Origin of the sequence: Streptomyces carpinensis (genome assembly GCF_002154505.1) — a bacterium.
Taxonomy (GTDB): domain Bacteria; phylum Actinomycetota; class Actinomycetes; order Streptomycetales; family Streptomycetaceae; genus Streptomyces; species Streptomyces carpinensis.
Map to the genome: position 1 here is coordinate 1 of NZ_MUBM01000178.1, position 26305 is coordinate 26305.

A 26305-nucleotide genomic window follows, 5' to 3' on the forward strand; every position below is an offset into this window, starting at 1 on the left:
ACCTGAGACTCCTCAGCCCCGCCACTGACGGGTATTTCAGGACTCGTCACGAAAGAGGGACCATGGACAGACGCAGTTTCCTCACCTCGACCGCGGCCGGAACGGCCACCACCGTCGCTCTGCTCAACGGCACACCCGCCCAGGCCGCCCCGGCCGACAACCTGGCGCGGCCGGTACCGGACCAGGCCCACGCCGCCACCGGCACGAACTACCCCAAGGTCGGCGGCAACCTCGGCAACCACAGCTACTCCTCGCTCAAGAAGATCACCGCCGGCAACGTCCGCAAGCTCGGGGGCGCCTGGCACATCAACCTGGAGAACGGCTCCACCTCCGCCGCCCAGCAGTGCGCCGTCATCGCCCAGGACGGTGTGCTCTACCTGGCCACCACCCAGCAGAACGTCTTCGCCGTCGACGGCCGCACCGGTCAGGTGAAGTGGAAGACGAACGTCGGCACCGAGACCACCAACATGCGCGGCCTCGCCCTCGGTGAGGGGCTGGCGTTCACCATCTCCGGCGACAACAAGGTCTACGCCCTCAACCAGAAGACCGGCGCTGTCGTATGGAGCCGCGAACTGCTGGTCGAGGACCAGGGCGACCCGAACTGCGACCCCGCCTCGGGACAATGCGGCGGCAGCAAGGGCGGCCTCGCCGGAGCCGCCGTGTACTGGGACGGCCTGGTCTACATCGGCACCCAGGGCAGCACCGCCGGCGCCCGCGGCCGCGCCTACGCGCTCAACGCCCGTACCGGTGAGGTCGCCTGGGTCTTCTGGGGCACACCGGGCCCGGGTGAGTACGGCCACGACACCTGGGAGGGCGACACCTGGAAGACCGGCGGCGCCGTCTGCTGGATCCACCCCGCCATCGATCCCGAACTGGGCCTGGTGTACTGGACGTTCGGCAACCCCTATCCGCGCACCGACGGCTCCACCCGCGGCGGCGACAACCTCTTCGCCAACTGCCTGGTCGCCATGGACGCCAAGACCGGCGAGCGGCGCTGGCACTTCCAGTCCGTGCACCACGACATCTGGGACTACGACGGTGTCATGTCCCCGGTGCTCGCCGATATCCTGATCAAGGGCAAGAGGCGCAAGATCGTCGTCTACGGCAGCAAGACGGGCATGTACTACATGCTCGACCGCGCCACCGGCAAGCCGATCCACGGCATGGAGGAGCGTCCGGTGCCGCAGCACGCGGCCCAGAAGACCGCCCCCACCCAGCCGTTCCCCGGCGGCGAGCCGTTCGTCGAGACCGAGCCGCGTATCGACAGGGCCACCCGGCCGGTGCCCTTCTACCCCACCGGCGGCGTGTTCGAGGTGCACTGGGACCGCGCGACGATCATCTTCCCCGGCGCGGGCGGCGGCGCGGACTGGTCCTCCCCGTCCTTCAGTCACCGCACCGGCCTGGTCTACGTCGGCTACGGCCTCATCAACTCCGCGTACTCCAACACCCATGGCGGGCGCGTCAACACCGCACGCCCGCTGGGCGAGTACTTCGCCGGCGGCCTCGCCGCCGTCGACCCGCGCACCAACACCGTCGCCTGGCGCCAGGAGGGCGAGTGGTCCCTCGCCCACGGCAACGGCGTCCTCAGCACCGCCGGCGGTGTGCTCTTCCAGGGCCGTCCCGACGGCGTGCTCACCGCACTCGACGACCGCGACGGCAGCGAACTGTGGACCTGGCAGTGCGGCGCCGGCGTCAACACCAACCCGCTGACCTACGAGATCGACGGTGAGCAGTACATCGCCGTCCTGGCCGGCGGCAACGGCCTGCCCTACCCGGACATCCCCAAGGGCGACCACCTGTGGGCGTTCAAACTCGGCGGCAACGTCCAGCCCGCCGCCGCACCCACCCCGCCGTCCAAGCGCAACCAGATCCGCACCCCTGCCGTCACCGGCGACACCGCCAAGAACACCGTCACTCTCGGCCGGATCTGGGACAGCGCCAAAAACGCACCCGGCACCACCGAGAACCTCGTCGCCCAGAACGCCATGTCACCGCAGCACCTGAGCATCGCCAAGGGCACCGCGGTCACCTTCGTCAACCCCGCGGACAACAAGTCCGCACACGGCGCTGTGTCGTTCTTCGAGGCCGAGTTCGACACCGGGCTGCTCATGCCGGGCCAGTCCTACTCCTACACCTTCAACACTCCCGGCGAGTACTTCTACAACGACCCGATCGCCCCGCAGAACACCGGCAAGATCGTCGTCAAGTAGCTCTGCCCGCCCACCGCACCGCACTCTCGTGGCGCCTCTGCGGCAGGCCTGCATGCCGCCGCCTCCCCGGCCTGGACCCCTTCCGCGAGGACGCCCCACCAGGCTCTTTTCGAACGACGTAAGGACGCTCCATGAGAACCAGATTCCGCATGCGTCCGCTGCATGCAGCACTCACCAGCGCCGTCACGACGGTCGGCATCACCGTCGCCCTGGTGGCCACCGGCACCCTCAGCGTGGCGCAGGGCCGCATCGGCCAGGGCGCCCAGGAACTGGGCGACCCCGACTACGGCGTGTGCCGCGGCATCGACGACCGCTGCTACCACGACTGGGGCAACTTCGACAGCACCAAGGGCTTCAAGGTCCTGCTCTACACACACACCGCCGGCCCCCGCCACGCCAACCTCGGCCCCGCCCTGGCCTCTGGCATGAACCCGCCGCTCACCGACGCCAACGTCGTCCAGAACGCCATGCGCAAGCTGGGCGCCGGCAACGGCTTCCAGGTCGACTACACCGAGGACGTCTCCCAACTCGCGTCACCCGCGACCCTGTTCAAGTACAACGCGGTCATCTTCTACTCCACCAGCCGCGACGCCCTCGACGATGCCGCCCAGACCTCCCTGCGCCAATACATCCGCGGTGGCGGCGGATTCGTCGGCGTCCACAACGCCTTCGGCACCGAGTACAACTGGCCCTGGTACGAAGGCCTGCTCGGCAACGCCAACTTCTACGACCATGGCGCCGAGCAGTCCGGCACCGTCGACACCGTCGACCACAAGGACGTCTCCACCAAGTCGCTCCCCGCCAAGTGGTCCTTCACCGACGAGTGGTACAACCTCATCCCCGCCCCGACCCGGGTGCGGATCCTGGCCAACGTCGACGAGAGCACCCTCGCCAAAGGCGTCACCGGCAACTACCACCACCCCGGTCACGGCCAGAACCACCCCGTCGCCTGGTGCCAGTACTACGACGGCGGCCGCGCCTGGCTGACCACGCTCGGCCACGATGCCAAGGACTTCTCAACCGACGGCTCCTTCGCTGGCGCCGCCGAGTTCCAGAAGCTCCTCCTCGGCGGTATCGAGTCCGCCATGGGCAAGACGCCGTTCTGCAAGTGACGTCCTGCCGCCACCGGCCGGCAGGCTCCAGGCGCCCACCCCGGCGCCGTTCCTCTCCACAGGAAGGCAAGATCACGATGCATGACGAGACGCGCACCCAGCGCCAGAGCGAACCGGCAGCCCAGTCCCTCGCCGGCTGGCAGAGCCCCGACTTCACGGTGGTAGACACCGCCCTCGAAGTCACCGCCTACTCCCTGCGCACGAAGTAGGCGGCCGCCGTGCTGCTGCGCATCCTCGGCACAGCAGCCGGTGGTGGCATACCTCAGTGGAACTGTGCGTGCCCCGGCTGCGCCGGGGCACGCCGCCACCCCACACGCCGACGCCTCCACGACGGACTAGCCCTCCAACCGGCGGCCTCAGGGGCCTGGTTCCTCGCCAATGCCACACCGGACATCGCCGAGCAACTCGAAAGCCACCCCGCCTTCCGGCCCGACGCCGGACAGGAACGCACGCCCGTCGTACGCATCGTTCTCACCGATGCCGAACTCGACCACAACCTCGGCATACTGCGGCTCAGGGAAGCGTCCCGCATCGACATCTGGTGCACCGAACCCGTGCGCAAAGCCCTGACCACACGTCTGGCCCTCACCGAGGTCCTTTCCCCCTATACCATGCTGACCTGGTACCACCTTCCCCTCGCCGGAGCCGAACGCCCCACAGACATAGGCGGACTCCACGTCAGCGCCGTCCCGCTATCGGCCAAACGCCCCCGCTACGCCGCCGATGAACCCGCGCACCCGGCCTGGAGCGTCGCCCTCAAAGTCCGCGACCCCGCCACCGGCAAAACCGCACTGTACGCACCGGCCCTCGCGAGCTGGAAGGATCGCCTCGACGACGAAATCACCAACTCGGACTGCGTCCTGATCGACGGCACCTTCCTCACGGACGACGAGCCCCGCCGCACAGGCTTCTCACAGCGCACCGCCTCCGCCATGGGACACCTGCCCATCGAAGGCCCGCACGGCACAGCCCTCCGCCTGCAAGGCAGAGGCAGGCAGATCCTCTACACCCACCTCAACAACAGCAATCCACTGGTGAACCCGGACGATCCCGCACACGAACGGCTCGCCGGCCTGGGCCTGGGCGTCGCCGCAGACAGGATGGTGGTGTCTCTATGACCACGACCGCTCCCCATACCGCGCTCGTCACCCACCACCGCGCCACCGAGAACGGCCCGGCACCATGGACCGCGGACGAGCTGGAACGCCGCCTGCGAGAACTGGCGGTCAGCCGCTACCACGACCGCCACCCCTTCAACCAGCGCATGCACCGCGGCCGGCTGACGCCTACCGAACTGCGCACCTGGGTCGCCAACCGCTTCTACTACCAGTGCAACATCCCCATCAAGGACGCTCTCATCCTGAGCAAGCTCCAGCTTCCCGCGCAACGCCGGTCCTGGCTGCGACGCATCCAGGACCACGACGGACACACCGACCAGGACGGCGGCATCGAGAGATGGCTCCAGCTCGGCGAGGCTGTCGGCCTGCGACGCGACGAGCTGCTCGATCATCAGCACCTCCTGCCCGGAGTCCGCCTGGCCGTGGACGGCTACGTCAACTTCTGCCGCAATGCCGGCGTGCTGGAAGCCGTGGCCTCATCCCTGACGGAGCTCTGCGCTCCGTCGATCATGCTGACGCGTCTGGAGACCTTCCCCCTCCACTACCCCTGGATCAAGTCCGCGGGTCTGTCCTACTTCCGAGGTCGCGTTCCCCAGGGCCGACGCGACGGCAGCGAAGCCCTGGGCTGGGTACGCACCTGGGCCGTCACACGCGAACAGCAGCACCAGGCACTGGCCGCTGTGTCCTTCAAGTGCGACGTCCTGTGGAGCCTGCTCGACAGCGTTCAAGGAGCCGCTGATCAGGACCACTGCAATGCCTGACACATCCACCTGGCGTCCCCGCCTCCCGCCGGCTGCCCGCCTGCGTCACGACCAGGTGCGCAACACCGACGTCCTGCTCCTGCCCGAACGGGTCATCGTCCTGCACGGCTCCGGCCGGGCTGTCCTCGATCTCGCGGACGGCACCCGCACCGTCGACGAGATCATCGCCGCCCTCGCGCCGGATCCCGTCCCGGACACGATCCGCGACGACGTCACCTCGTTCCTGAACAAGCTCCACACGGAAGGTGGTCTGCGATGACGGCTCCCACCCCGCCCTGGGCACTGCTGGCCGAACTCACCCACGCATGCCCCCTGCGCTGCGCCTATTGCTCCAACCCCGTGGAACTGACCCGCCGGTCGCAGGAGCTCACCGCCGGCCAGTGGGCCGACATCTTCCGCCAGGCAGCACAACTCGGCGTCCTGCACACACACCTATCCGGCGGAGAGCCCCTGCTGCGCCAGGACCTCGAGCAGATAACCCGCTCCGCCGCGGACGCAGGCCTGTACACCCAGCTGGTCACCAGCGGAGTCGGTCTGTCGGCTGAACGACTCGACGCCCTCGTGGACGCCGGTCTGCACAGTGTCCAACTGTCCGTACAGCACGCCGACGCCCGCCGGTCCGACGAACTCGCCGGCCATCCTGCCTTCAACGCCAAACGGCAGGCTGCCGCGCTCGTCAAGGAGCGCAACCTGCCCCTCGGCATCAACGTCGTCCTGCACCGGCACAACCTCGACGCCCTGGACGCACTGATGGAGCTCGCCGTGGCCTGGGAAGCAGACCGTATCGAGCTGGCCAACACGCAGTTCTACGGCTGGGGCCTGCTGAACCGGGCCGCTCTCATGCCGAGCCGCGAGCAGCTGGCCGCCGCCGGGCAGCAGGTGGAGGGATGGAGAAAGCGCCTCGACGGCACTCTTGAGATCACCTGGGTGATACCTGACTACTTCTCCGGCACACCCAAACCCTGCATGGGAGGCTGGGGTGCTGTGTCACTGACCGTCACTCCGGACGGGACGACTCTTCCCTGCCCGGCAGCGGCAACTCTGCCCGGACTCGATGCGCCCAACGCCATCGACGGGTCCCTGCGTTGGATCTGGGAGGAATCACCTGCCTTCAACGCCTATCGCGGCACCGACTGGATGCCAGACCCTTGCCGCAGCTGCGAGCGGCGGACCGAGGACTTCGGGGGCTGCCGCTGCCAGGCATTCGCCCTGACCGGAGACGCGGCCCGTACCGACCCGGCCTGTTCACTGTCTTCGGACCACGCCGCTCTGATCGATCTCACGCGCCCCGGCACTCCGCCCCCGCTCATACCGCGCCGCCCTGCGGCAGCCGGCCGGCTCCGGGCGCGCACTGCGCTGCAAGTCCCGTGAGAGCGCCGCGAGGAGACGACCGGAAAGACGAGCACGTCGTCTCTGCCACAACGGCGGGCTCGCTGGCCGATGGTGCTGTACGGGCAGACAGACGCCCAAGAAGGACCGGCCAGGTCCTGCTTCGCGGGCCGACGTGGCGGCGTGCCGGAACGCCGAGGGGCTCCTGGCGGCGGAAAGGGCGCACAGGGGGATCAATGCGCTCGGTGCGCCCGCCTCATGTGGGCGAAGACGATCGACGCCTCGCCCTGGCCTGCTGCCGGACGAGGAAGGCCGCCGAGCTGACGGGTCACAAGACAACGGTGAGTGTCGCGCCGCTGACGCGCATGCACCGTTTGGTTCCGCTCTGTGACGGAGTGGAGGGCTGCCCCGGCCGGGTGCGGCTGGACAGCCTCCGGCGCCCCCGTTCGCCGAGTCGCTCGGTGGGAGCGTCGCCGACCCCTACGGACTGCTGTACAGCCGCGCCGTCAGCACCACCGACGCCGCCGTGCGCACCGTCCTCACCGTCGACGACGCACCCACCGACGGAGACGCACCGGCCCAGCAGATCGCGCTGGCCACCGACGACGTGGTCGCCGCCGGCCGCCGCTTCCGCGCCACCGACTGCTGGAGATACCCGCCATCTATTACGACGACCTCGCCGCCCGGTATGACCTTTCCGCCCCCACGAGGTGGAGACGTACCGTGAGCTGGGCATCCTCTACGACCGGCGTCTTCCGGCACTGCCACACCCGCACCGTCGGCCGTCTCTTCTTCGGGCTGCTCCAGCGCGCCCTGGGAAACCAGGGCTACGGCGCCCAGAACACCCCCCTGCGCCTCGCCGCCCAGCACACGGCGTAACCCCGGCCGCGTTCACGGTCCGGGGCGCCGAACAGGTCGACACTCCTGTGGGATCAGCGGCGTCGTTGGTCGGCTCGCAGCTCGAAGTCGCCGTAGCTGTTGTCGGCGGGGTTGACCGTCACGCCGGGAGCCACGATCTCGTCGATGCGGTCGAGTACGTCGGCGGAGAGGGTGGTGTCGGCCGCGGGCAGGAACGCTTCGAGCTGCTCTATGGTGCGCGGTCCGATGATCGCCGAGGTGACGCCGGGGTGGTTGAGGACGAAGGCGACGGCCATCTCGATCAGGGTGAGACCCGATTCCCCGGCCAGGCGGGCGAGCTGCTCGACGGCGTCGAGCTTGCGCTGGTTGGCCGGGGTGCTCATGTCGAAGCGGGCCGGGGGGCGTGCCGCGGACGCCGGGCCGGAGGCGGCGTCCTTGCGGTAGCGGCCCGAGAGCCACCCGCCGGCGAGCGGGCTGTAGGTCAGCGTGCCCATGCCGTGGCGGCGCACGGTGGGCAGCACGTCCTCCTCGATCCCGCGGACCAGGATGGAGTACGGCGGCTGTTCGGTCACGAAGCGTTCCAGGCGGCGTTCCCGGGAGGTCCACTGGGCCTCGACGATCTGGGAGCCGGAGTAGGACGAGGAGCCGATGTAGCGGACCTTGCCCTGGTGCACGAGATCGGAGAGGGCGCCGAGGGTCTCGGAGACGTCGGTGTCGGGGCTGGGGCGGTGGACCTGGTAGAGGTCGATGTAGTCGGTGCCCAGGCGGCGCAGGGAGTTCTCGACCTCGCGGATGATCCAGCGTCGCGAGCCGCCGCGCTGGTTGGGGTCGTCCTGGTGCATGGGCATGAAGAACTTGGTCGCGAGGAAGACGTCGTCGCGGCGGTCCTTCAGGGCCTGGCCGAGGATCTCCTCCGAGGCCCCTGCGGAGTAGACGTCCGCGGTGTCGACGAAGTTGATGCCTGCGTCGAGGGCCCGGTGGATGATGCGCACCGAGTCGGCTGCGTCGTCGTTGCCCCAGGGGCCGAACATCATCGCGCCCAGGCACAGAGGGCTGACCTGGACGCCGGTGCGGCCCAGGGGTCGGTAGTGCACGGGGTGTTTCTCCTCGTCGTGTCGTCAGTCGCTTGCTGCAGGAAGGATCGCGCCGGGGCCCGCCCAGCTGGCGAGCAGGCTCAGGGCCTCCCGCTCCGGCGAGTCCGGTTCGGGGGTGTAGAAGTTCAGGCGCAGGCCGGGATCGGCGGGCAGCTCCATCGCCTCGTAGGGCAGCACGAGCTCGCCGACCAGGGGATGGCGCAGGCGCTTGAGGCCGGAGCGGTGGAACTTCACGTCGTGGCGGGCCCACCGGCGCGCGAACTCCTCGCTCTTGGTCGTGAGCTCTCCGATCAGGTCGGTCAGCGCCTTGTCGTGGGGTGCTTTGCCTGCCTCGGTGCGCAGGAAGGCGACCGCGTCGTCGGCCCCCTTGTCCCAGTCGACCCAGAAGTTCTGCGCGGCGGGGTCCAGGAACAGAAAGCGGGCGGTGTTGACGGGCCCGCGCTGGGCGAACAGCGGCGAGTCGAAGACCGGCGCGTACAGGGCTCGCCCCAGCGCGTTGGCGGTCAGGACGTCGAAGCGGCGGTTGCGCACGTAGGCGGGCACGTCGGTCATCGAGTCGAGGAGCCGCATGATCGTGGGCCGGACCTGGGTCATGGTCGCGGTGGGGCGCCGGCCTGAGACGGTGGAGGCGCGAGCCAGGTCGTAGAGGTGGGTGCGCTCGGCCTCGTCGAGTTGCAGGGCGTGGGCCAGGGCCTCCAGCACCGCGTCGGAGGCGCCGCTGAGGTTGCCGCGCTCGAGGCGGACGTAGTAGTCGACGCTCATGCCCGCGAGCAGGGCGACTTCCTCGCGACGCAGACCCGGGACGCGACGCTGTCCGCCATAGACCGGCAGCCCGGCCTGCTGCGGGGTGATCCGGGCCCTTCGTGTGCTCAGAAACTCGCGGACCTCCGCGGCCCGGTTCTTCTTCTCAGAAGCGTTCATGGTCACAACCCCCGGTCCTGCGAGCCCACTGCAGCGGACGCCACCCGCGGCCCTTCTGCGCCGTGTCCGGACGCAGGGACCACAGGGGCAGGGCCTGCGCGGCACGCCTGCGGCCCGAGACGGAATGGGTGTGCAGGGGCACGAGCTGCTCCTCCTGATCAGTGCACAACGAATGGGACGGGGGTTCCTTCACCGTAGGTCGGCTCCCACACGTCTGCGAGGTACTGCCAGTACCCGGAAGAGCAGTGACTCCCACCTGCACGCGAGAGCGCCGTTGCATGGAGAAGGCCACAAGAGCCACACGGCCCGCAATCGATCCGAAGGAACACCGTGCGCGCAGCACCCCTGTACGAAGCCGGCGCCCGCGTCGGGAACGGCTCCGCCCCGGGACTCAAGGAACCCACCGACACGCTGGAGCGCCGCATCACCACTGCCGGAGTCTCTTTCCGCAGCTTCGACCGCACTGCCGAGTCTGACGATGTCGCTGACGGCCACCGGGCCGTCGACGCGCGCGCCGCCGGGAAGATGCTGGTGCGGCCGTGAACACAGAGCATGAGACCGGTGCGTCTGGTGCGGCGACGGTCACCGCTGCGCCGCGCACACCCACGGCCGCCGCGCAGAACCCGGGCGCGACGCGAGGCCCGGCGCACACGACGCTGATCCTGGCGATCATCTGCATCAGCTATTTCATGGTCATCCTCGACAACTCGATCGTCTTCACCGGGCTGCCGCAGATCCGGTCGGACATGGGGCTCTCCGAGACCGGGCTGTCGTGGATCACCAACGCCTACGTCCTGATCTTCGGTGGACTGCTGCTTCTGGGAGCGCGAGCCGGTGACCTGTTCGGCCACCGCAGGGTCTTCTTGTTCTCCCTGGTCGTCTTCTCGGCGACCTCGCTCCTGGTCGGCGCCGCGCAGAGCCAGTGGTGGCTGATCGGCGCCCGGGCGCTGCAGGGCGTCGGGGCCGCGGTCCTGGCCCCCTCGGCCCTGTCCTTGCTCACCCGCAGCTTCGCCGAGGGCCAGGCCCGCAACCGGGCGATGGCCGCCTACAGCGCAGTGGCCGGTCTCGGTGCCGCCTTCGGCCTGGTCGTCGGCGGGCTGGTCGCCCACCTGATCTCCTGGCGGGCCGGGTTCTTCCTCAACGTCCCGATCGGCATCGTGATGATGGTCCTGGCGGTGCGGTTCCTGCCCGAGACCGCTCGCCGGCGGGGCCGCTTCGACATCGCCGGCGCGCTGCTGGCGACGCTGGGCTCGACCCCTTTGGTCCTGGGCATGGTCGACGCGGCCGACTTCGGCTGGACCGCACCCCTCACTCTGATCCCGCTGCTGGCCGGTGCGGTGATGCTGGGGCTGTTCGTCCGGGTGGAGCGGCGGGCCGCACAGCCGATCGTGCCGCTGCGGCTGTTCGCCAGCCGGGAGCGCAGCGGCGCCTACGTCACCCGGATGCTCTACATGGGCGCGATGATGGGCTTTTTCTTCTTCACCGCGCAGTTCGTGCAGAGCGTCTACCACTGGACACCGTTGCAGGCCGGTCTCGCCTTCCTGCCGATGACGCTGGTCAACTTCGTCTTCGCCGTCCAGGTACCGCGGCTGCTTCAGCGGGCCGGCCGGCCGCCGATCGTTTTGACGGGTGTCGGCCTGACCACGGCGGGCATGGTGTGGCTCAGCCGCATCGACCTGCACACGTCCTACCTGACGGGCGTGGCACTGCCGATGGTGCTCATCGGCGCCGGCCAAGGGCTGGCGCTGGCCCCGCTGACCTCCAGCGGTGTTGACGGTGTCGCCCCCGCGGACGCAGGCGCGGGGGCGGGCCTGGTCAACACCGTCCACCAGATCGGCAGCGCGCTGAGCCTGAGCATCCTCACAGCCGCGGCCGCCACCGTCTCCACCGGCCACACGGCCACCGACATCGCCGGCCGCGCGGGCACCGCCCTGACCGGCTCCGCCGTGCTGCTGGCCCTGGCCGTCCTGGCCGTCGTCACCCTCATCGTGCCCTCACGGGCCACCCGCAAAGAAAGGCGCCTGTGATGCAGACCCTCACCCTCAACAACGGCGTCCCGATGCCCGCCCTAGGACTGGGTGTCTTCCAGACCCCGCCCCAGGAGACCCGGGCCGCGGTCACCGCCGCGCTCGAGCTGGGCTACCGGCACATCGACACCGCCGCCGCCTACGGCAACGAGCGCGAGGTCGGCCAGGCCATCCGCGCCTTCGGGCTGCCGCGCGAGGAGATCTTCATCGAGACGAAGATCTGGATCAGCGACTACGGCTACGACCAGACCCTGCACGGCTTCGACAAGAGCGCCACCAAGCTGGGCGTCGACGAGATCGACCTGCTGATCCTGCACCAGGCGCTGCCCTCGGACTTCGACCGGACCCTCGCGGCCTACCGGGCCCTGGAACAGCTCCTGGCCGACGGCAAAGTCCGTGCCATCGGCGTCAGCAACTTCATGCTCGACCACCTGACCGCGCTGCTGGACGCGACCTCCGTCGTGCCCGCGGTCAACCAGCTGGAGATCCATCCCTACTTCCAGCAGCGCGCCGTCCTCGACTTCGACGACCAGCACCACATCCTCAACCAGGCCTGGTCCCCGATCGGGGGCATCACCTTCTACCCCGGCTACGGCGAGAACCGCACGAGCGTCCTCGAAGACCCGGCCGTCACCGCCATCGCCAAGGCCCACGGCAAGAGCCCGGCCCAGGTGCTGCTGCGCTGGGGACTGCAGCAGGGCCGCTCGGTCGTCCCCAAGTCCACCAAGCGCGAGCGGATCGCCGAGAACCTCGACGTCTTCGACTTCGAACTCTCCGCCGACGAACTCACCGCCCTCGACGCGCTGGAGACCGGCCGGCGCGGCGGCCCCGAGCCCGACGCGGTCACCCTCGCCGACTACGGCCGCGCCATCCCCGAAGCCTGAGACCCACCGCGACAAAGCAACCTTCATGACGTCGACCGCCGCCGGGGGAACGAACGGAGTGAACGATGACCCGATGGAAAGACAGCCAACTGGAGCGGATCGCTGACGCCGAGGAACTCGACCTGGAGTCCGAGCGGGATGACGGCACCCTGCGCGACCCGGTGACCATGTGGGTCGTCCGTGCCGGCAACGATCTTTACGTCCGCTCGGTCAAGGGCACGGCTGGCCCCTGGTATCGCGGAACCCAGTCCCGCCGCCGAGGGCGCATCGAGGCCGGCGGTGTACGCCAGGAAGTCACCTTCCACGAGGCCGGCCCCGACGAATACGCGGACGTCGATGCGGCCTATCGCACCAAGTACGGCCGCTGCACCAGCATCGTCGAGCACGTCCTGACCGACCGGGCGCGCACTTCCACCCTGCGTCTCGAACCGCGCTGACCTGCGGCACTTTCCACTGCCCATGAAAGCGAACCCTGCACACACCCCGAAGGAGCTGCGCTGATGCGAGCCACCCTGCTGTACGGGGCCGCCGACGTCCGTGTCGAGGACGTCGCCGACCCGAAGATCCAGAACCCCACCGACGCGGTCGTGCGGATCGTCCTGTCGTGCATCTGCGGCAGCGACCTGTGGCCCTACAAATCGCTGCCGCCCACCGACAACCCACGCCATATGGGCCATGAGTTCCTCGGCGTCGTCGAGGAGATCGGCTCCGCTGTCACCGGCCACAAGCCGGGCGATGTGGTGGTGGCACCGTTCGTCTACAGCGACAACACCTGCGTCTACTGCCAGGAGGGCCTGCAGACCTCCTGCGTGCACGGCGGCCAGTGGGGTGTGCACGGCGTCGACGGCGGGCAGGGCCAGGCTGCCCGGGTGCCGCAGGCCGACGGCACGCTGGTGAGGCTGCCGGTCGGCGAGGACTCCGAGCTGCTGCCGGATTTGCTGACCCTGTCCGACATCCTTTGCACCGGCTACCACGCCGCCCGCACCGCCGGCGTCACCTGCGGCGACAGCGTCACCGTGGTCGGCGACGGGGCCGTGGGCCTGGCCGCTGTCATCAGCGCGAAGCTGCTCGGCGCCGAGCGCATCGTCCTCATGGGCCGCCACCGCGTGCGCACCGACCTGGGCCGCGAGTTCGGCGCCACCGACGTGGTCGCCGAACGCGGCGAGGAGGGTGTCGCCCGGGTACGCGAGCTGACCCGCGGCGAGGGCACCCGCAAGGTCCTCGAATGCGTCGGGCTGAAGGACGCCCTCGTCCAGAGCTTCGGCGTGGTCCGTGACGGTGGCACGATCAGCCGGGTCGGCGCACCGCAGTACCCCGAAGTCCCCTTCGGCTTCGGCGACTTCCTGCGCAACATCGCCCTCACCGGCGGCGTCGCTCCCGCCCGCGCCTACATCGAGGAGCTCATGCCGCACATCCTCGACGGCGCCATCCGTCCCGGCCGTGTCTTCGACCGCACCCTCGGCCTGGAAGACATCGCCGACGGCTACCGGTCCATGAACGACCGTGAGGCACTGAAGGTCCTCATCAAGCCCTGACCTCCGAGCGGGGCGGCATGGCAGGAGCCGGTCGCAGCGACCGCGAACGCATCCAGGACGTGCCGGAAGCATGCCCTGCGAGTACGCCTCGATCGCCCACCACGGTGCCTGCGGGCCCTGCTGCGCGCCCCCTGATCACCAAAGGGGTGCGGCGGTGTCTGTCCCACGACCGTGCTGCCCGCGAGCGTGGCTCACGGACGCTGCGGACCGTGGGCGGTCCGAGCGAGGTTCCGGAACGCACTCCGACAAAAGCGGTGGGCTTGACCTGGTCAGAGGTCGGTGTCGTGTATGAGGCCGCTGGGTAGCGGAACGCGATCAGCGGCGTAGTCGCACGCGATAAACCCGGCGACGGCGGCGAACATCCCCGGGATACTGGTCGCCCATGGATGAGGTCAAAGTCGTCGTCGCCCATTCCGAGCGCGCGACTCTGCGCGTCGGCGACGTGTTCCTGAAGGTGGACGCCGATCAGGCGCGCATCGATGCCGAGGTCGAGGCGATGTCCCTCGCGCCGGTCCCGACCCCGGAGGTCCTGTGGCGCAAGCCGTCCGTGCTCGCGACCGCCGCACTCCCGGGGATGACGCTTGGGCGCCTCGGCGAGCCGTCCACCGGGTCGCCGGCGGCGTGGGCCGCGGCGGGAGCCGTCATCCGGAAGCTGCACGACGCGCCGCTGCCGTCCCGGCCGGGCCAGGCCGGCCGGAGCATCGTAGCGCTGGCGGCGGAACTCGACGACGAGTGCGAGTTGCTCGTGACGAACGGCGTCCTGCCCGCCGACCTGGTCACCCGCAACCGCCAGGTCGCCGAGGCCGCGCTCCGGCCGTGGACTCCGGCGTTCACGCACGGCGACCTGCAGATCGATCACGTCTTCGTCGACGGCGACGAGGTCACGGGCATCATCGACTGGTCCGAGGCGGGCCAGGGTGATGCCCTGTACGACCTCGCCACCTTCACGCTCGGACACGAGGAGCACCTCGACGACGTCATCGCCGGCTATGGCACCGACATCGACATCGACGTGATCCACGCGTGGTGGTCGTTGCGAAGCCTGCTGATCGTTCGCTGGCTGATCGAGCACGGCTTCGACCCGTTCGCGCCGGGCTGTGAGGTCGACGTGCTGAGATCCCGGATGTGAGGCTGCGCGGGCCCGACTGCCACGTATGCGGTCTGGCGCATCGAGCAGGCCATCCCCTGGGGCGCACCGCCTGCCCTGACTCTCAACAAGGTGCGGTGCGCAGTCGTCGCCGGCAGATGACGGCGCAGCCGAGGGTGACGAACGCGTGATGGATGTCATCGCGGATCTCCCCGCGGATGCGCAGGCGGCGGAAGCGGTGCAGCAGCGCGATCGCTCCTTCCACGACCCAGCCGTACACGCGGAGCCGTGCCCGGTGTCCGCGCCGGGCGAGGTGCGGGGTGATCTGGAACCGGCGGACCTTGTCCCGGTAGACCTCGTGGTCACAGCCGCGGTCGGCATACACGTGCTTGGGGCGGCGTAGTGGCTGGCCGAGCTTGCCGCGGATCGGTGGGACGGCCTGGATCAGCGGGATCAGTAGGGTGACGTCGCTGCGGTTGCCTCCGGTGGTGATTGCCGCGAGCGGGATGCCGTGCGCCTCGACGAGCAGGTGGTGCTTGCTGCCGGCCTTGCCCCGGCCCACCGGGGACGGACCGGTGGCCGGCCCGCCCTTCATCGCACGGATGTGGCTGGAGTCGACCGCTGCGCGGGAGAAGTCCAGCAGGTCCGCGGCCCGCAACTCGGAGAGCAGCAGCTCGTGCAGATACTGCCGGACCCCGGCCTCATTCCAGTTCCCGCCGCGGTCGCCAGCAGATCATTCCCGAGCCCGGCTCCTGGGGCGGAAACTCCCAGCGGATCCCGGTGTACAGCACGAACAGGATCCCGCACAGCACCTTGCGACCATCCAGACGCTTACGACCTGGACGCCGCGGATTACGCGGGACGACCGGTTGCAGCGGCTCGATGCGCGCCCACAATCCGTGGTCGATCTCCCACCGTCTGGCAGTGGTCTTCCCCATCTCGACTGGCTCGCACCCCTTTCCGCCAGGATCAACGAGAACTGATACACCGTCATTCCAAGAGGCCCAGAAACCTCTGCTGGCGTAAGACTGATGGCCGGTACACCAGCCTCGCCGTTGGTTCGGGTCGGCTGCTGTCGATGAAGCGGAAAGCCCGACCCGCGAGGGTTGAACCCCCTGCTTCAGTTGAGGGAGAAGTCAAGACATCGGTTCCTCGCTGTCAGGCCTGACGGGCGTACGACGCGAGGCGATCGGCGAGCGCGCTGACGAGGTCGCGCAGTTCATCGGGGCTCTCGATGACGAACGGCCGGTCGAGTGAGGCGAGTACCGGAGGCAACCAGTCGAGCCGCTCCGCCCGTAGCTCGACGCGCCGCCAGCACTCGGTCGCCCGGTCCTCGCCTACCGCGGGATCGTGCTCCTCCAGGCTCGCGACGCCGGCGGGAAGACGGGCGCGGATCTGCTCAACCGTCCCGTGGATCCGCAAGGTCACCTCATGCCGGTACTCAGCCGTGGCCAATCCTGACAACACGCGCTGTGCCGGACCGGGACCCACGGGCGCCTCGAATGAGCCGGGCAGGGTCCGCGCGTCTGCGATGCGATCGAGCCGGAAGGTTCGGTCCTCACCGATCCGGGGGTCCATGCCCGTGACGTACCACCGGCCCGAATGGGCGACGATCCCGTACGCGTGCAGCGTGCGCTCGCTGTGCCGCCCCTCGCGGTCGGTGTATCTGATCGAGACCGGTCGGCGGTGGCGCACCGCATCGGCGAGGCTGAGCAGGACCCCAGCGTCCGGGGTGTCGAACTCACCGGGCTGATCCGTGAAGGCGAGAGCCTCCAGGAGCGAGTCGAGTCGATGGGCGACGTGCTTGGGCAGCACGCGCCGGATCTTCGCCGATGCCGTCTCGCTCGCCGTGCGCCCCGCTGTCATCAACCCTGCTCGGCGTCCGGCGACCAGGCCGAGCAGCACGGCCAGCGCCTCGTCGTCGCTGAGCATGAGCGGCGGCAAGCGGTACCCGGGAGCGAGCCGGTACCCGCCGTAGCGGCCGCGCACCGACTCCACGGGCACGTCGAGGTCGATCAGCTGGTCCACATACCGCCGCACGGTGCGTCCTTCGACGCCGAGCCGCTCGGCGAGTTCGGCCACGGTCCGGGTGCCGCCCGACTGCAGCAGCTCCAGCAGTTTCAGCACGCGGCCGGTGGGTCTAGGCATGTTGGCAGCCTAACGCGAATACAGGACCGATTCTGTCCACTATTTCTCCTAGCCTGCGGAGTGCACGCCTCCAGCACAGCCAAGGAGATCTCCATGGACTTCGTCTCGATCCGGATCATCACCAACGACGTAGCGCGCCTCGTCGAGTTCTACGAGCGGGCCACAGGGGTGCAGGCGATGTGGGCCACCGAGGACTTCGCCGAACTCAAGACCCCCCAAGCGACCCTTGCGATCGCCGGCACCCGCACCGTCCCGCTGTTCGCCCCGGGCTCGGCCCGCCCGGCGGACAACCACAGCGTGATCACCGAGTTCCTGGTCGACGACGTGGACCGCGTCCACCAGAACCTGACCGGCTTCGTCACCGACTTCGTCAACGGGCCCACTACGATGCCCTGGGGCAACCGGTCGCTGCTGTTCCGCGACCCCGACGGAAACCTCGTCAACTTCTTCACTCCCGTCACTCCGGCGGCTATCGAGAAGTTCGCACGTTGACGCCACGCACAGCCTCTCGCCTGGGAGCCCCGGAGATCCCAGGGCTCCCGATGAACGCGTTCGCCGAGTTCAGCAGCGCTGACAGCAGAAGGCGCCGACAGCAGGGGGCGCCGGAACGCACCGTCGACCCCCCAACGACGTCTGCGGTTGTGTCTACGGTCTACCCGGACGCGATGCCCTGTCTTTGGCGACCACCCGGCCAGTGCCCTGACACGCCCGGCACCGTGACGCTGACCCGGTAGCAGGCCGGGCCGGCTGGTGGGGTGCAGGTGCCGGCGCATGTCGAGGAAGCAGCGCAGCCGTTCGCAGGGCTGTCCCGGCGTCGCGCGCTCCAACGCGGTTGTCGCCCACATCGACGCCGATACCGCATGGAACGCGGATGCCGTCCGGTCGTCGGCGGCTGCCACATCCGCCACGACCAGACCGGGCTCCGGCACGTGTACCTCGTTGATCGCATCATGACCCCTACGACGTGCCTCCCTGGATGGGGGGTGGAGCCCGACAAGTACACGAGCATCCCCCCCATCAACGGTGACCAGGTCACCGGCGGCAGCACCGAGGCGACGAAGTTCACCTACGACGCACCCGGCAGCCACGGCCAGGTGACCGCCGTCACCGACCCCGGCCAGAACCAGCGCACCTACACCTTCAACCTCCTCGGCCAGCAGACCAGCCAGAGCGACCCAGACTCCGGCACCACGTACATGACCTACGATGCCGATGGGTACCTGCGCCCCACCAAGGACAGCCGGGGCAAGACAATCTCGCTGGACTACGACGTCCTGGGACGCAAGACCGTCGAGTACGACGGCCCCGACTCCTCCGCCCCCAAGCTGACGAGCTGGACCTACGACGACCCGGCCGTCCCCGACAGCATCGGCCGCCAGACCTCATCCGCGCACCGTCGCTGTCCGGTGAGGGCTTGAACCAACTTCTTCGCGGTTTCGCCTCACCCATGACGGAGACCGTGTTGCCCGAAATGCTCAGAGGCAGCGGCCCGTGTAAGCAGGAACTCCTGGCCCTGGAGCGAGGACGCAGGCGTTGGAGGCGGGCGTGGAGCAGCGATCGGTTGCGGATCTCGACGACCTCACGACGTTCCTGGCCCGGCTGACCGGCCTGCTGCTGCGTTCCTCCGGAGAGGGAGCCCATCTCATCGAGCGAGCCGTGGCCGACAGTGCCCGTGCCTTCGGCGGCGCCGCGTCCCTGCTGCTTGTGCCGGAGGCGGCGGCGCTCACGGTCACCGCGGCGGACGGCCGTACTCGCACCGTCATCGTGCACGGCTTCCCGGAGGTCTTCCGACTCGACCAGATCGCCGCGCTCAAGCCGTTCCTCGCCGAAGTGCGGGCAGGCAGGACCGCGATCTCGGAGGCCGACCGCAGACTGATGGAGATCGAGGCGGCGCCGACGCCGTATCCGTGGTGGCTGAAGTTCTTCGGCATCGTGCTGTTCGCGCTGGGTTTTGCACCGTTGATGCAGCCCACCTGGTACGAGATCGCCACCACGGCCGTGCTGGGCGCGCTCGTCGCGGCTCTCGCGGTCACCGCCGACCGTGTGCCCCGGCTGCGCCGGTTTCTTCCGCTCACGGTGTCGACGGCGGTCTCGATCGTGACGATCGAGGTGTTCGCCGACAACCCTGCGCGGGGCGGTCCCGTCCTGCTGATGCTGCCGGCGCTGTTCTACTTCATTCCCGGGGACTATCTGAGCGCGGCGACCGCCGAGCTGGCCGCCGGCCTGATCACCACCGGTGCGATACGGCTCGTCTACTCCGTCTTCCTACTGGTCCAGCTGTACGTCGGTGTCCTGCTCGGTGTCCTTTTCGCCGGTGCATCCCCCCACGCCTTCTTTGACGTCGCCGCCCACTCCGACCTGCCCCGGTGGGCGCTGTTCTTGGCCTGGATCGTCTTCACAGCGGGCACCGTGCTCGCCTTCGCGATCCCTTTGCGCTTCTTCTGGCCGCTGCTCTTGCTCGTCTACGTCACTGTCGGCGTGCAGTCTGCGCTCACGAAGCTCGCCGGGGAGACGGGCAGCACCTTCGTCGCCGCGGTCGTCCTCGCCGCCGCGGCCACGCTGATCGCGCGGGGGCCGCAGCGTCCACCGCGGCTGATCCTGATCCTGCCCGGCTTCTTCACGCTCACCGTCGGCTCCCTCGGAATGCGTGGCCTGACCACTTTGGTCGGCGGCTATGTCGAGGGTTTCCAGGACCTGCTGAAGCTGGTCACGATCGTCACCGCCCTCGCCATCGGCCTCGTGGTCGGCGAAGCGCTCACGCAGGGTCACAGCGACACCTAGGGCCTCTCGTTTGGATCACGCCGGGCTCGGGGGGCCTGGCACCGCGCCTCGCCGCGTTGTCGTCGGTTGCCATGGCTCCGCCATGACGCCCTCCTCCGCCTTGCGATTTTCGCCACTGCCTGAACGGCGTGGGAGGTACCCCCAGCACCAGACCCCGCTCCCTGATCCGGCCTGATCCAAACGAAAGACCCTAGGCGAGAGGGCACCATGACCCACGCGACGGCAGGCCTGATCGAGCAGGACGACGTGGCCCGCATGAGCCGGGCCGCCCGCGGCGCGCCGACGCCGGTCTCGCTGAGCTCGTGGTTCGACCGAACCGCTCATGACCGGTGCTCCTCCGGTTGGATCAGCCTGGCAGGCGGATCACCAGCGGCCGTGGTTTCGTGCACTTGGAAGAAGTTCGTCCGCTTTCCGGAGGAGATGCGGGCGAGTGTGGGCGCGCGCAGCGGGATTGAGGACGGATGACCAAGTACAAGGTCGGCTACATGGTGGGAAGCCTGGCGACTCACTCAATTAACCGAACGCTTTCCAAGGTGCTGATCCGGCTGGCCCCACCAGACTTGGAGTTCGATGAGATTTCGATCAGGGACCTTCCGCTCTACAGCTATGACTATGACAGTGACTTTCCTGCCGAGGGTAGGAAGCTGAAATCCTCCATCACTTCTGCCGATGCGATTCTGTTCGTTACCCCGGAATATAATCGCTCAATCCCCGGCGCCCTGAAGAATGCTATCGACTGGGCCAGTCGTCCCTGGGGCGACAATTCATTCACCCACAAACCGTCCGCGGTGATCGGGGCTTCCCCCGGCGCCATCGGGACGGCCATCGCCCAGCAGAGCCTTCGCAGCGTACTCAGCTACTGCAACTCTCCACAAATGAACGCACCCGAGGCCTACATCAGATTCAGCCCGGAAGTGTTCACGGCAGATGGCCATGTCACCAGTAGCGAGACGGAAGAATTTCTGCGGCGCTTCATGGAGGAATTTCGCGATCACATCGTACGCGTGCTCTCCGTGCTGCCTCCCAGAAAAAAATGATTCCCTCCATGTTTTTCTGCGGAGCCATCTGATTCGGCGCGATGAACTTCTCGTGCTGGACGTGAAGGTGACTGCCTACACAGTCGGGGCGATCTGGAAGGAGGCCCGGATGGTGCGGGGGCGCGGGCGGCGACGGCGTTGCCGCGGCGGCTGCCGTGCCCGGCGGCGGCGCGTCCCAGCAGCTCATGCACCGCCAGGGTCAAGTCGTATTCGTGCTGGACTAGCCCCGGCACGGAGGGGTCGTGGCGGAGGAGTGTGCCGGGGCGTCAGAGTTTGGCATGAACTGATCACACGTCATCGCGGTGAGAGCCGGCGGACTCCACACCGGAAGTCGCGCCCGGACTGTGCAGCCGCTGCCCCCGGACGGGCTGTGACTGTGATGCTGCCTCGCGTGCTCGACAGGCAGGTGACCGCCAACGCTCGTTCGATGGTGGGGGTAGGGAGGTGGTGGTTCGTGGCGGGGTGGTTGTCGCCGGGGAACGTGACCGAGGTGACCCGGGCGCTGGACCTGAGCGGGGTGTTCGCCAACGGCACGCTCGGCGGGGTGCTGGCGCGGGCCCACCGTCTGGATCTGTTCGGCTTCCTGGTCATCGGCATCGTCTCCGGCCTGGGCGGCGGTATCGTCCGCGACACACTGCTGCAGCACGGCACGCCTGTGGCCTTGACCGACTACACCTATCTCGCCGTCGCCACCGCCGGGACCATGCTGGCTTTCGTGGCCGACGTGAGCCGCCAAATTTCCCACCGGGCCTTCAACCTCCTCGATGCCCTAGCGCTCAGCGTGTGGGCGGTCGCCGGGGCGCAGAAGACCCTCGCCGTCGGTCTGGGCTGGTTGCCGGCTGTGCTGCTGGGCACGATTACGGCGGTAGGCGGTGGTGCCGTTCGGGACCTCTTCCTGGCTCGCACCCCCGCCATCTTTGGGGGCACCCCTTTGTACGCGACAGTCGCGGTACTGGTCAGCGGGGTGATGGTCGTCTGCAGCTGGCTCGGCGCGCCCACCGTCGGCATTCTGGCCGGGATCGTCGTAGGCGTCCTACTGAGACTGGCAGCGTTGACCTGGGGCTGGAGGTTGCCGGGCAGCCGCGACTGGCGGCCGGGGGCGTTGCGCGGCCGCGGTTCCTGACCCGAGCGGGGGAGCGATTACCCACCGAGGACGAGGAGCACACGGTCATGACCCTCAAGGATTCCGTCGAAGCGGTCGTAGCAGGACTCGGTGACATCCGGTCCGAGCTGGAGGACTTCTACATGGATCTCCATGCCCATCCGGAGCTGGGCCATCAGGAGCACCGGACCGCGATCCAGGTGGCGGAACGCCTGAGGAGCTGCAGCTACCAGGTGCGCGACGGGATCGGCGGCACCGGTGTGGTCGGCGTGCTGGCCAACGGGGACGGGCCGACCGTTCTGCTGCGTGCTGACATGGACGCGCTGCCGGTTCGCGAGGAGACCGGTCTGCCGTACGCCAGTACGGCCGGCGCCGAGGACGCCTCCGGCCGACGGGTGCCCGTGGCGCACGCCTGCGGTCACGACATGCACGTCACCTGCCTGCTGGGGGCGGCCCGTCTCATGGCAGCCGCCCGAGCGTCGTGGCAGGGCACGCTGCTGGCTCTGTTCCAGCCGGCCGAAGAGCCCGGGGACGGCGCCGATCGGATGCTCGCCGACGGGCTCACCGGCCGTGTTCCGCACCCGGACGTCGCATTCGCCCAACATGTGCTTCCCTATCCCGCGGGGCAGGTCGGCACGCGCGCCGGGTCGTTCCTCTCCGCGGCGGACAACATCAAGATCACTGTCCATGGCAGGGGTGCTCACGGCTCGGCACCGCAGGCGGCGATCGACCCCGTCGTGATGGCCGCCATGATCGTCGTCCGTCTGCAGACGATCGTCTCGCGGGAGCTGGCGGCCACCCAGCCGGCGGTGCTCACGGTGGGCTCCGTGCAGGCGGGCACGAGCGGCAACGTGATCCCGGAGTCCGCCGAACTGCTGCTGAATGTGCGAACCTACGACGAGGAAACCCGCCAGGCCGTCCTGGCCGCCGTGCGGCGCATCGCCAAGGCCGAGTGCGCGGCCTCCGGCGCGTTGCGCGAGCCGCAGGTCGAGGAGGGCACACGCTTCCCGCCGACCGTCAACGACGCGGCGGTGACCCGCGAGGTCGCCGCCGCCTTCACCGCGGTCTTCGGGGAGGAGGCGGGCACTGCCGAGCTGCAGAGTGCCAGCGAGGACTTCAGCCGCATCCCGGACGCCTTCGGCGTCCCGTACACCTACTGGGCCCTCGGCTGTGTCGATCCAGACCTCTACCAGGGCGCCCGGCAACGCGGCTCGGTGGCGCAGGACATCCCGGTCAACCACAGTCCCCGCTTCGCACCAGTACTCCAGCCCACCCTCGACACCGGCGTCCAGGCATTGGTTGCGGCCGCGCTCACCCGACTCGCGAGACCAGACCGCACGAGCCCGTGACGCGATCCATGCTGTGTCCGGCATCTCCCGGCGCCTCAGTCACACCACGGACCGCAAGATTCCCGCAACATGTGGATTCTCCGGCCCATAAAAATCATCGGTCGCAAGCGGCACATCGTCACCGACACACTCGGCCTCCTGCTGGCCGTGGCCGCCACCGCCGCCGACATAACGGACGAGACCACCCCCACCTGGCGAAGAACGTACTAGGACATGAAGGGCAATCTGCCTACTTCAAACGCCCTCTAAGTGGGCGTTTAGCCATGGCCTGTGATGGTACGTCGCTCTTGCGGTCGGTACTCTTTGAAGGGATTCGCGTTCTACGTGCAGCTTCGCGGCCTTCCGGGCTCCGGCCTCGGCGCCCATTTGCTCCGTGTCTCATGCTCGAATTCCGTCTGGTCTATGGACGTCATAGAAACGCCCTACAGGGCAAGTAACGCTGCCAGCCTCGCTGTTCGTGTAAAGAGCCCATTCGTGAGCCAGCGCAAGCCGTACCCCAGCGACCTGTCCGACGCCCGATGGGCGTTGATCGAACCGACCTTATCCGCCTGGAGGAAGGCCCGACTCGACCGCAGACCCACCGGTCAGCCGGCCAAGGTCGAACTGCGCGATGTCTTCAACGCAATCCTCTACGTCAACCGCACAGGAATCCCGTGGAAGTACCTCCCGCACGACTTCCCGAACCACGGCACCGTCTACGCCTACTACGCCGCCTGGCGCGACGAAGGAATCCTCGCCCAGCTCAACTACGACCTCACCGGCCTGGCCCGAGTCAAGGAAGGCCGTAAACCCGAGCCGACCGCATCCGTGATTGACACACAGAGCGTGAAGACCTCTACCAACGTGCCCCTGACCAGCCAGGGGACGGATGCGGGAAAGAAGATTGTCGGCAGGAAGCGGGGCATCATCACAGACACGCTCGGTCTGCTCCTCGCCGTGACCGTCACCGCCGCAAGCCTGTCGGAAAACGCCGTAGGAATACGACTTCTCGACCGGGCCAAGAAGACCTACCCCACCATCTCCAAGAGCTGGGTCGACACCGGCTTCAAGAACGCCGTCATCGAACACGGAGCCAACCTCGGAATCGACGTGGAAGTCGTCAACAGAAAGCCCGACATCCGCGGCTTCCACGTCGTTAAAAGGCGCTGGGTTGTCGAGCGAAGTCTGGGATGGATCATGCTCCACCGGCGACTGGCACGCGACTACGAGACCCTCCCCGCCAGTTCCGAAGCCATGATCCACATCGCCTCGATCGACAACCTCACCAAGCGCATAACGGACGAGACCACACCCACCTGGCGAGGCACCTACTAGGGCATAAGAGGGTTTCTCGAAACCGAGTGTGGGGCTGGGGGTTCCGTACGGGTGTGCTGTTCGGGTGATTGTGGCCGCGTGGGGGCATGAAGGCAGGGCCTCTCGGTAGCACAGAGGGTGTCTACGCCACTGCTCACCGGGAGGCCCTGTTGCCGCAGTTGTATCGGTCCGCTGGGGAAGAGTCCATTTTGGACACGCGGGCGTGTGACTGCTTCGCCCACATGTGCGGGAACGCCGCGGACAATCCGTCCGGCGGGCACTGCTATCCGACCGACATGACGGACGCGGAGTGGGCCGTGGTCCGCGACATGATTCCGGTGCCGGCGTGGGGCGAGGGCCGGGGCGGCCGACCGGAGGAGTACTGCCAGCGGGACATACTCGACGCGATCCGGTACGTGGTGGACAACGGCGTGAAGTGGCCTGCGCTACCTGCCGATTACCCGCCGTGGAAGGCGGTGCACCGGTTCTTCACCCGCTGGCGGAAGCAGGGACTGATTGGTGAGTTCCACGACCGGCTGCGCGCCGCGGCCCGGGAAGCGCAAGGCCGGGATGCGGAGCCGACGGCCGGGGTGATCGACTCACAGTCCGCGAAGGGCACGTCGACGGTCGAGGCCGCGACCAGCGGTTATGACGGCGGGAAGAAAATCAAAGGTCGTAAGCGGCACATCGTGGTGGACACCCTCGGCCTGATTCTCGCGGTCATGGTTACCCCCGCTTCGACGGGGGACCGGGACGCCGCCCAGGATCTCCTCTCCCAGGCGACCCGACGACATCACCGGCTCAGGCGCGTATGGGCGGACAGTGGATACACCGGCATGCTGGTCGGCTGGTGCGCGAGGGCCCTGAACCTGATGCTGACCATCATCCGCCGCAGCGACGATCACAAGGGCTTCGTCGTGTTGCCGCGTCGCTGGTGTGTGGAGCGGACGTTCGCCTGGTTGACCCGCTCCCGACGCCTGGCCCGCGATTACGAACGGCTCCCGGCAAGTAGCGAGGCGATGATCCTGTGGTCGATGACCATGGTCATGACCCGCCGTATCGGCCGTCGTGGCAGGCGAACCGGCCCGGCGCAGGCTCGTGCGCCCATCCCCGCGCAACGAGCCGCTTGAGCTTCACCCGCACGCCCTCGATCTTCGCCGGGACTACCTCCAGCCCCAACAAGGCAGTGGCTTCACGGCAGTTCAGTAGCTCGCCACCGGTGGCGCGGCGTTCGGCCAGCAGGCTCATGACCTGCTGATACTCCGGCGCCAGCACCTCGGCCGACAGCCCCTTTCGCCAGATGGGAACCACCGACCCGGACCTCGCCGCCGACGACGCCGTAGCCTCGTTCCCGTCCGGCGTCTTCCCCGCCTCACCGCCCTGGTCTGGGGTTTTGCCTTCGCCCCACACCTCGCTGACCCGCCTGCGGGCGATCAGCCATTCGTCCCACTCCGACTGCGCCGCCTCCAGCTCGGCCTGCAACTCCTCCACGCGCCTCCGGGCCGCCCGCTCCCGCTCCTCCAGCCGCCCCAGCACCGACGCCATCACGCACCTCCAGCACGCCACCTCCACCGACGCACCGGACCTACCTCACCCACCCCAACACCATGCCTGACCAGCACGAACCCAGCACCCACACTCGGTTTCGAGAAGCCTTCT

At 68.5% G+C, this 26305-nt stretch carries 27 protein-coding genes and 3 pseudogenes; 24 read left to right on the forward strand and 6 right to left on the reverse strand.

Annotated features, from left to right (window positions below; translation table 11 throughout):
- Positions 1-62: 62 nt before the first annotated feature.
- The 8 genes and pseudogenes from BZY54_RS23825 to BZY54_RS23855 all read left to right on the forward strand — a co-directional run.
- Positions 63-2210 carry an outer membrane protein assembly factor BamB family protein gene (locus BZY54_RS23825; RefSeq protein ID WP_086727375.1) on the forward strand — a complete coding sequence of 716 codons (2148 nt, stop codon included), beginning with the start codon at positions 63-65 and terminating at the stop codon, positions 2208-2210.
- 131 nt (positions 2211-2341) lie between these two features.
- The gene (locus tag BZY54_RS23830) at positions 2342-3322 is read left to right on the forward strand and encodes a ThuA domain-containing protein (protein ID WP_208640736.1); all 981 of its coding nucleotides are present in this window, start codon (positions 2342-2344) and stop codon (positions 3320-3322) included.
- Between the two features lie 77 nt (positions 3323-3399).
- A complete protein-coding gene (pqqA, locus tag BZY54_RS49485) occupies positions 3400-3531 on the forward strand; it encodes a pyrroloquinoline quinone precursor peptide PqqA (protein WP_107419780.1) in 132 nt (43 codons plus the stop codon).
- Between the two features lie 9 nt (positions 3532-3540).
- Positions 3541-4440, forward strand: a complete 900-nt coding sequence (pqqB, locus tag BZY54_RS23835) for a pyrroloquinoline quinone biosynthesis protein PqqB (protein WP_086727377.1) — start codon at positions 3541-3543, stop codon at positions 4438-4440.
- Positions 4437-5201: a pyrroloquinoline-quinone synthase PqqC gene (gene pqqC, locus BZY54_RS23840; RefSeq protein ID WP_086727378.1), complete on the forward strand. Its 765-nt coding sequence runs from the start codon at positions 4437-4439 to the stop codon at positions 5199-5201. Before pqqB ends, pqqC begins: the two co-directional genes overlap by 4 nt.
- The gene (pqqD, locus tag BZY54_RS23845) at positions 5194-5460 is read left to right on the forward strand and encodes a pyrroloquinoline quinone biosynthesis peptide chaperone PqqD (protein WP_086727379.1); all 267 of its coding nucleotides are present in this window, start codon (positions 5194-5196) and stop codon (positions 5458-5460) included. The genes pqqC and pqqD overlap by 8 nt, the downstream gene beginning before the upstream one ends.
- Positions 5457-6572, forward strand: coding sequence for a pyrroloquinoline quinone biosynthesis protein PqqE (gene pqqE, locus BZY54_RS23850; protein ID WP_107419781.1), 1116 nt, complete (start codon positions 5457-5459; stop codon positions 6570-6572). Before pqqD ends, pqqE begins: the two co-directional genes overlap by 4 nt.
- A 427-nt stretch (positions 6573-6999) precedes the next feature.
- Positions 7000-7409 (forward strand): annotated as a pseudogene (locus BZY54_RS23855) (sugar phosphate isomerase/epimerase and 4-hydroxyphenylpyruvate domain-containing protein); the annotation flags it as partial.
- 53 nt (positions 7410-7462) lie between these two features.
- Here BZY54_RS23855 and BZY54_RS23860 read toward each other — a convergent pair.
- Both BZY54_RS23860 and BZY54_RS23865 read right to left on the reverse strand, forming a co-directional pair.
- Complete coding sequence (locus BZY54_RS23860; RefSeq protein ID WP_086727380.1) at positions 7463-8482, reverse strand: aldo/keto reductase; 1020 nt, start codon at positions 8480-8482, stop codon at positions 7463-7465.
- A 24-nt stretch (positions 8483-8506) separates the two neighbouring features.
- The gene (locus BZY54_RS23865) at positions 8507-9403 is read right to left on the reverse strand and encodes a helix-turn-helix transcriptional regulator (RefSeq protein WP_341868705.1); all 897 of its coding nucleotides are present in this window, start codon (positions 9401-9403) and stop codon (positions 8507-8509) included.
- Positions 9404-9733: 330 nt separating this feature from the next.
- Here BZY54_RS23865 and BZY54_RS23870 point away from each other — a divergent pair, with 330 nt between their 5' ends.
- The 6 genes from BZY54_RS23870 (at position 9734) to BZY54_RS23895 (ending at position 14978) form a co-directional block, all read left to right on the forward strand.
- The gene (locus tag BZY54_RS23870; protein WP_086727382.1) at positions 9734-9946 is read left to right on the forward strand and encodes a hypothetical protein; all 213 of its coding nucleotides are present in this window, start codon (positions 9734-9736) and stop codon (positions 9944-9946) included.
- The gene (locus BZY54_RS23875) at positions 9943-11430 is read left to right on the forward strand and encodes an MFS transporter (protein WP_086727383.1); all 1488 of its coding nucleotides are present in this window, start codon (positions 9943-9945) and stop codon (positions 11428-11430) included. The genes BZY54_RS23870 and BZY54_RS23875 overlap by 4 nt, the downstream gene beginning before the upstream one ends.
- Positions 11430-12314: an aldo/keto reductase gene (locus tag BZY54_RS23880; protein ID WP_086727384.1), complete on the forward strand. Its 885-nt coding sequence runs from the start codon at positions 11430-11432 to the stop codon at positions 12312-12314. The genes BZY54_RS23875 and BZY54_RS23880 overlap by 1 nt, the downstream gene beginning before the upstream one ends.
- 65 nt (positions 12315-12379) lie before the next feature.
- Entirely contained in the window at positions 12380-12751 is a 372-nt protein-coding gene (locus BZY54_RS23885) for a DUF2255 family protein (protein ID WP_086727385.1), read from the forward strand.
- Between the two features lie 63 nt (positions 12752-12814).
- On the forward strand, positions 12815-13849 hold the full coding sequence (locus BZY54_RS23890) for a zinc-dependent alcohol dehydrogenase family protein (protein WP_086727386.1): 1035 nt from the start codon (positions 12815-12817) through the stop codon (positions 13847-13849).
- 382 nt (positions 13850-14231) lie between these two features.
- On the forward strand, positions 14232-14978 hold the full coding sequence (locus BZY54_RS23895) for a phosphotransferase family protein (RefSeq protein ID WP_086727387.1): 747 nt from the start codon (positions 14232-14234) through the stop codon (positions 14976-14978).
- Positions 14979-15060: 82 nt separating this feature from the next.
- Here BZY54_RS23895 and BZY54_RS23900 read toward each other — a convergent pair.
- Together BZY54_RS23900 and BZY54_RS23905 are read right to left on the reverse strand one after the other, a co-directional pair.
- Positions 15061-15874, reverse strand: a protein-coding gene (locus BZY54_RS23900) for an IS5 family transposase (RefSeq protein ID WP_107419783.1) whose coding sequence is annotated in 2 segments (ribosomal slippage) — positions 15061-15657 and positions 15659-15874 — 813 coding nt in all. Because the reading frame shifts where the segments join, the coding sequence is not laid out codon by codon here.
- 220 nt (positions 15875-16094) lie between these two features.
- A complete protein-coding gene (locus BZY54_RS23905; RefSeq protein WP_086727388.1) occupies positions 16095-17084 on the reverse strand; it encodes a helix-turn-helix transcriptional regulator in 990 nt (329 codons plus the stop codon).
- Positions 17085-17177: 93 nt separating this feature from the next.
- Between BZY54_RS23905 and BZY54_RS23910 the strand changes: the two genes are divergently transcribed.
- Positions 17178-17576 (forward strand): VOC family protein, encoded by a 399-nt coding sequence (locus BZY54_RS23910; RefSeq protein ID WP_086727395.1) that lies wholly within the window; start codon positions 17178-17180, stop codon positions 17574-17576.
- A gap of 281 nt (positions 17577-17857) precedes the next feature.
- Here BZY54_RS23910 and BZY54_RS54800 read toward each other — a convergent pair.
- Positions 17858-18115 (reverse strand): annotated as a pseudogene (locus BZY54_RS54800) (DUF6207 family protein); the annotation flags it as partial.
- Here BZY54_RS54800 and BZY54_RS23920 point away from each other — a divergent pair.
- From BZY54_RS23920 to BZY54_RS23955, 9 genes and pseudogenes are all read left to right on the forward strand, one after another.
- Positions 18035-18502 (forward strand): RHS repeat protein, encoded by a 468-nt coding sequence (locus tag BZY54_RS23920; RefSeq protein WP_158103904.1) that lies wholly within the window; start codon positions 18035-18037, stop codon positions 18500-18502. The pseudogene BZY54_RS54800 and the gene BZY54_RS23920 overlap by 81 nt on opposite strands.
- Before the next feature lie 127 nt (positions 18503-18629).
- Positions 18630-19865, forward strand: a complete 1236-nt coding sequence (locus BZY54_RS23925; RefSeq protein ID WP_086727396.1) for a threonine/serine exporter family protein — start codon at positions 18630-18632, stop codon at positions 19863-19865.
- A 207-nt stretch (positions 19866-20072) separates the two neighbouring features.
- The gene (locus BZY54_RS23930; protein WP_086727390.1) at positions 20073-20330 is read left to right on the forward strand and encodes a hypothetical protein; all 258 of its coding nucleotides are present in this window, start codon (positions 20073-20075) and stop codon (positions 20328-20330) included.
- Complete coding sequence (locus BZY54_RS23935) at positions 20327-20902, forward strand: NADPH-dependent FMN reductase (protein WP_086727391.1); 576 nt, start codon at positions 20327-20329, stop codon at positions 20900-20902. Before BZY54_RS23930 ends, BZY54_RS23935 begins: the two co-directional genes overlap by 4 nt.
- A 391-nt stretch (positions 20903-21293) precedes the next feature.
- Complete coding sequence (locus BZY54_RS23940; RefSeq protein ID WP_244217310.1) at positions 21294-22025, forward strand: trimeric intracellular cation channel family protein; 732 nt, start codon at positions 21294-21296, stop codon at positions 22023-22025.
- A gap of 47 nt (positions 22026-22072) precedes the next feature.
- Entirely contained in the window at positions 22073-23353 is a 1281-nt protein-coding gene (locus BZY54_RS23945) for an amidohydrolase (protein WP_086727392.1), read from the forward strand.
- 90 nt (positions 23354-23443) lie between these two features.
- Positions 23444-23530, forward strand: a pseudogene (locus BZY54_RS49490) (IS5 family transposase); the annotation flags it as partial.
- A 297-nt stretch (positions 23531-23827) separates the two neighbouring features.
- Positions 23828-24667: an IS5 family transposase gene (locus BZY54_RS23950; protein WP_086727393.1), complete on the forward strand. Its 840-nt coding sequence runs from the start codon at positions 23828-23830 to the stop codon at positions 24665-24667.
- Positions 24668-24942: 275 nt separating this feature from the next.
- On the forward strand, positions 24943-25776 hold the full coding sequence (locus BZY54_RS23955; RefSeq protein ID WP_086727398.1) for an IS5 family transposase: 834 nt from the start codon (positions 24943-24945) through the stop codon (positions 25774-25776).
- Here BZY54_RS23955 and BZY54_RS23960 read toward each other — a convergent pair.
- Positions 25691-26191 (reverse strand): hypothetical protein, encoded by a 501-nt coding sequence (locus tag BZY54_RS23960; RefSeq protein ID WP_086727394.1) that lies wholly within the window; start codon positions 26189-26191, stop codon positions 25691-25693. The two genes, BZY54_RS23955 and BZY54_RS23960, sit on opposite strands and share 86 nt — an antisense overlap.
- Positions 26192-26305: the final 114 nt, after the last annotated feature.

What these genes read in the sequence shown, in the direction of transcription:
- BZY54_RS23825 (WP_086727375.1), top strand. Translation starts at nt 63, where the DNA reads ATGGACAGACGCAGTTTCCTCACCTCGACCGCGGCCGGAACGGCCACC.
- BZY54_RS23830 (WP_208640736.1), top strand. Translation starts at nt 2,342, where the DNA reads ATGAGAACCAGATTCCGCATGCGTCCGCTGCATGCAGCACTCACCAGC.
- pqqA (WP_107419780.1), top strand. Translation starts at nt 3,400, where the DNA reads ATGCATGACGAGACGCGCACCCAGCGCCAGAGCGAACCGGCAGCCCAG.
- pqqC (WP_086727378.1), top strand. Translation starts at nt 4,437, where the DNA reads ATGACCACGACCGCTCCCCATACCGCGCTCGTCACCCACCACCGCGCC.
- pqqD (WP_086727379.1), top strand. Translation starts at nt 5,194, where the DNA reads ATGCCTGACACATCCACCTGGCGTCCCCGCCTCCCGCCGGCTGCCCGC.
- pqqE (WP_107419781.1), top strand. Translation starts at nt 5,457, where the DNA reads ATGACGGCTCCCACCCCGCCCTGGGCACTGCTGGCCGAACTCACCCAC.
- BZY54_RS23865 (WP_341868705.1), bottom strand. Translation starts at nt 9,403, where the DNA reads ATGAACGCTTCTGAGAAGAAGAACCGGGCCGCGGAGGTCCGCGAGTTT.
- BZY54_RS23880 (WP_086727384.1), top strand. Translation starts at nt 11,430, where the DNA reads ATGCAGACCCTCACCCTCAACAACGGCGTCCCGATGCCCGCCCTAGGA.
- BZY54_RS23885 (WP_086727385.1), top strand. Translation starts at nt 12,380, where the DNA reads ATGACCCGATGGAAAGACAGCCAACTGGAGCGGATCGCTGACGCCGAG.
- BZY54_RS23890 (WP_086727386.1), top strand. Translation starts at nt 12,815, where the DNA reads ATGCGAGCCACCCTGCTGTACGGGGCCGCCGACGTCCGTGTCGAGGAC.
- BZY54_RS23895 (WP_086727387.1), top strand. Translation starts at nt 14,232, where the DNA reads ATGGATGAGGTCAAAGTCGTCGTCGCCCATTCCGAGCGCGCGACTCTG.
- BZY54_RS23905 (WP_086727388.1), bottom strand. Translation starts at nt 17,084, where the DNA reads ATGCCTAGACCCACCGGCCGCGTGCTGAAACTGCTGGAGCTGCTGCAG.
- BZY54_RS23910 (WP_086727395.1), top strand. Translation starts at nt 17,178, where the DNA reads ATGGACTTCGTCTCGATCCGGATCATCACCAACGACGTAGCGCGCCTC.
- BZY54_RS23920 (WP_158103904.1), top strand. Translation starts at nt 18,035, where the DNA reads ATGACCCCTACGACGTGCCTCCCTGGATGGGGGGTGGAGCCCGACAAG.
- BZY54_RS23930 (WP_086727390.1), top strand. Translation starts at nt 20,073, where the DNA reads ATGACCCACGCGACGGCAGGCCTGATCGAGCAGGACGACGTGGCCCGC.
- BZY54_RS23935 (WP_086727391.1), top strand. Translation starts at nt 20,327, where the DNA reads ATGACCAAGTACAAGGTCGGCTACATGGTGGGAAGCCTGGCGACTCAC.
- BZY54_RS23945 (WP_086727392.1), top strand. Translation starts at nt 22,073, where the DNA reads ATGACCCTCAAGGATTCCGTCGAAGCGGTCGTAGCAGGACTCGGTGAC.
- BZY54_RS23955 (WP_086727398.1), top strand. Translation starts at nt 24,943, where the DNA reads ATGACGGACGCGGAGTGGGCCGTGGTCCGCGACATGATTCCGGTGCCG.
- BZY54_RS23960 (WP_086727394.1), bottom strand. Translation starts at nt 26,191, where the DNA reads ATGGCGTCGGTGCTGGGGCGGCTGGAGGAGCGGGAGCGGGCGGCCCGG.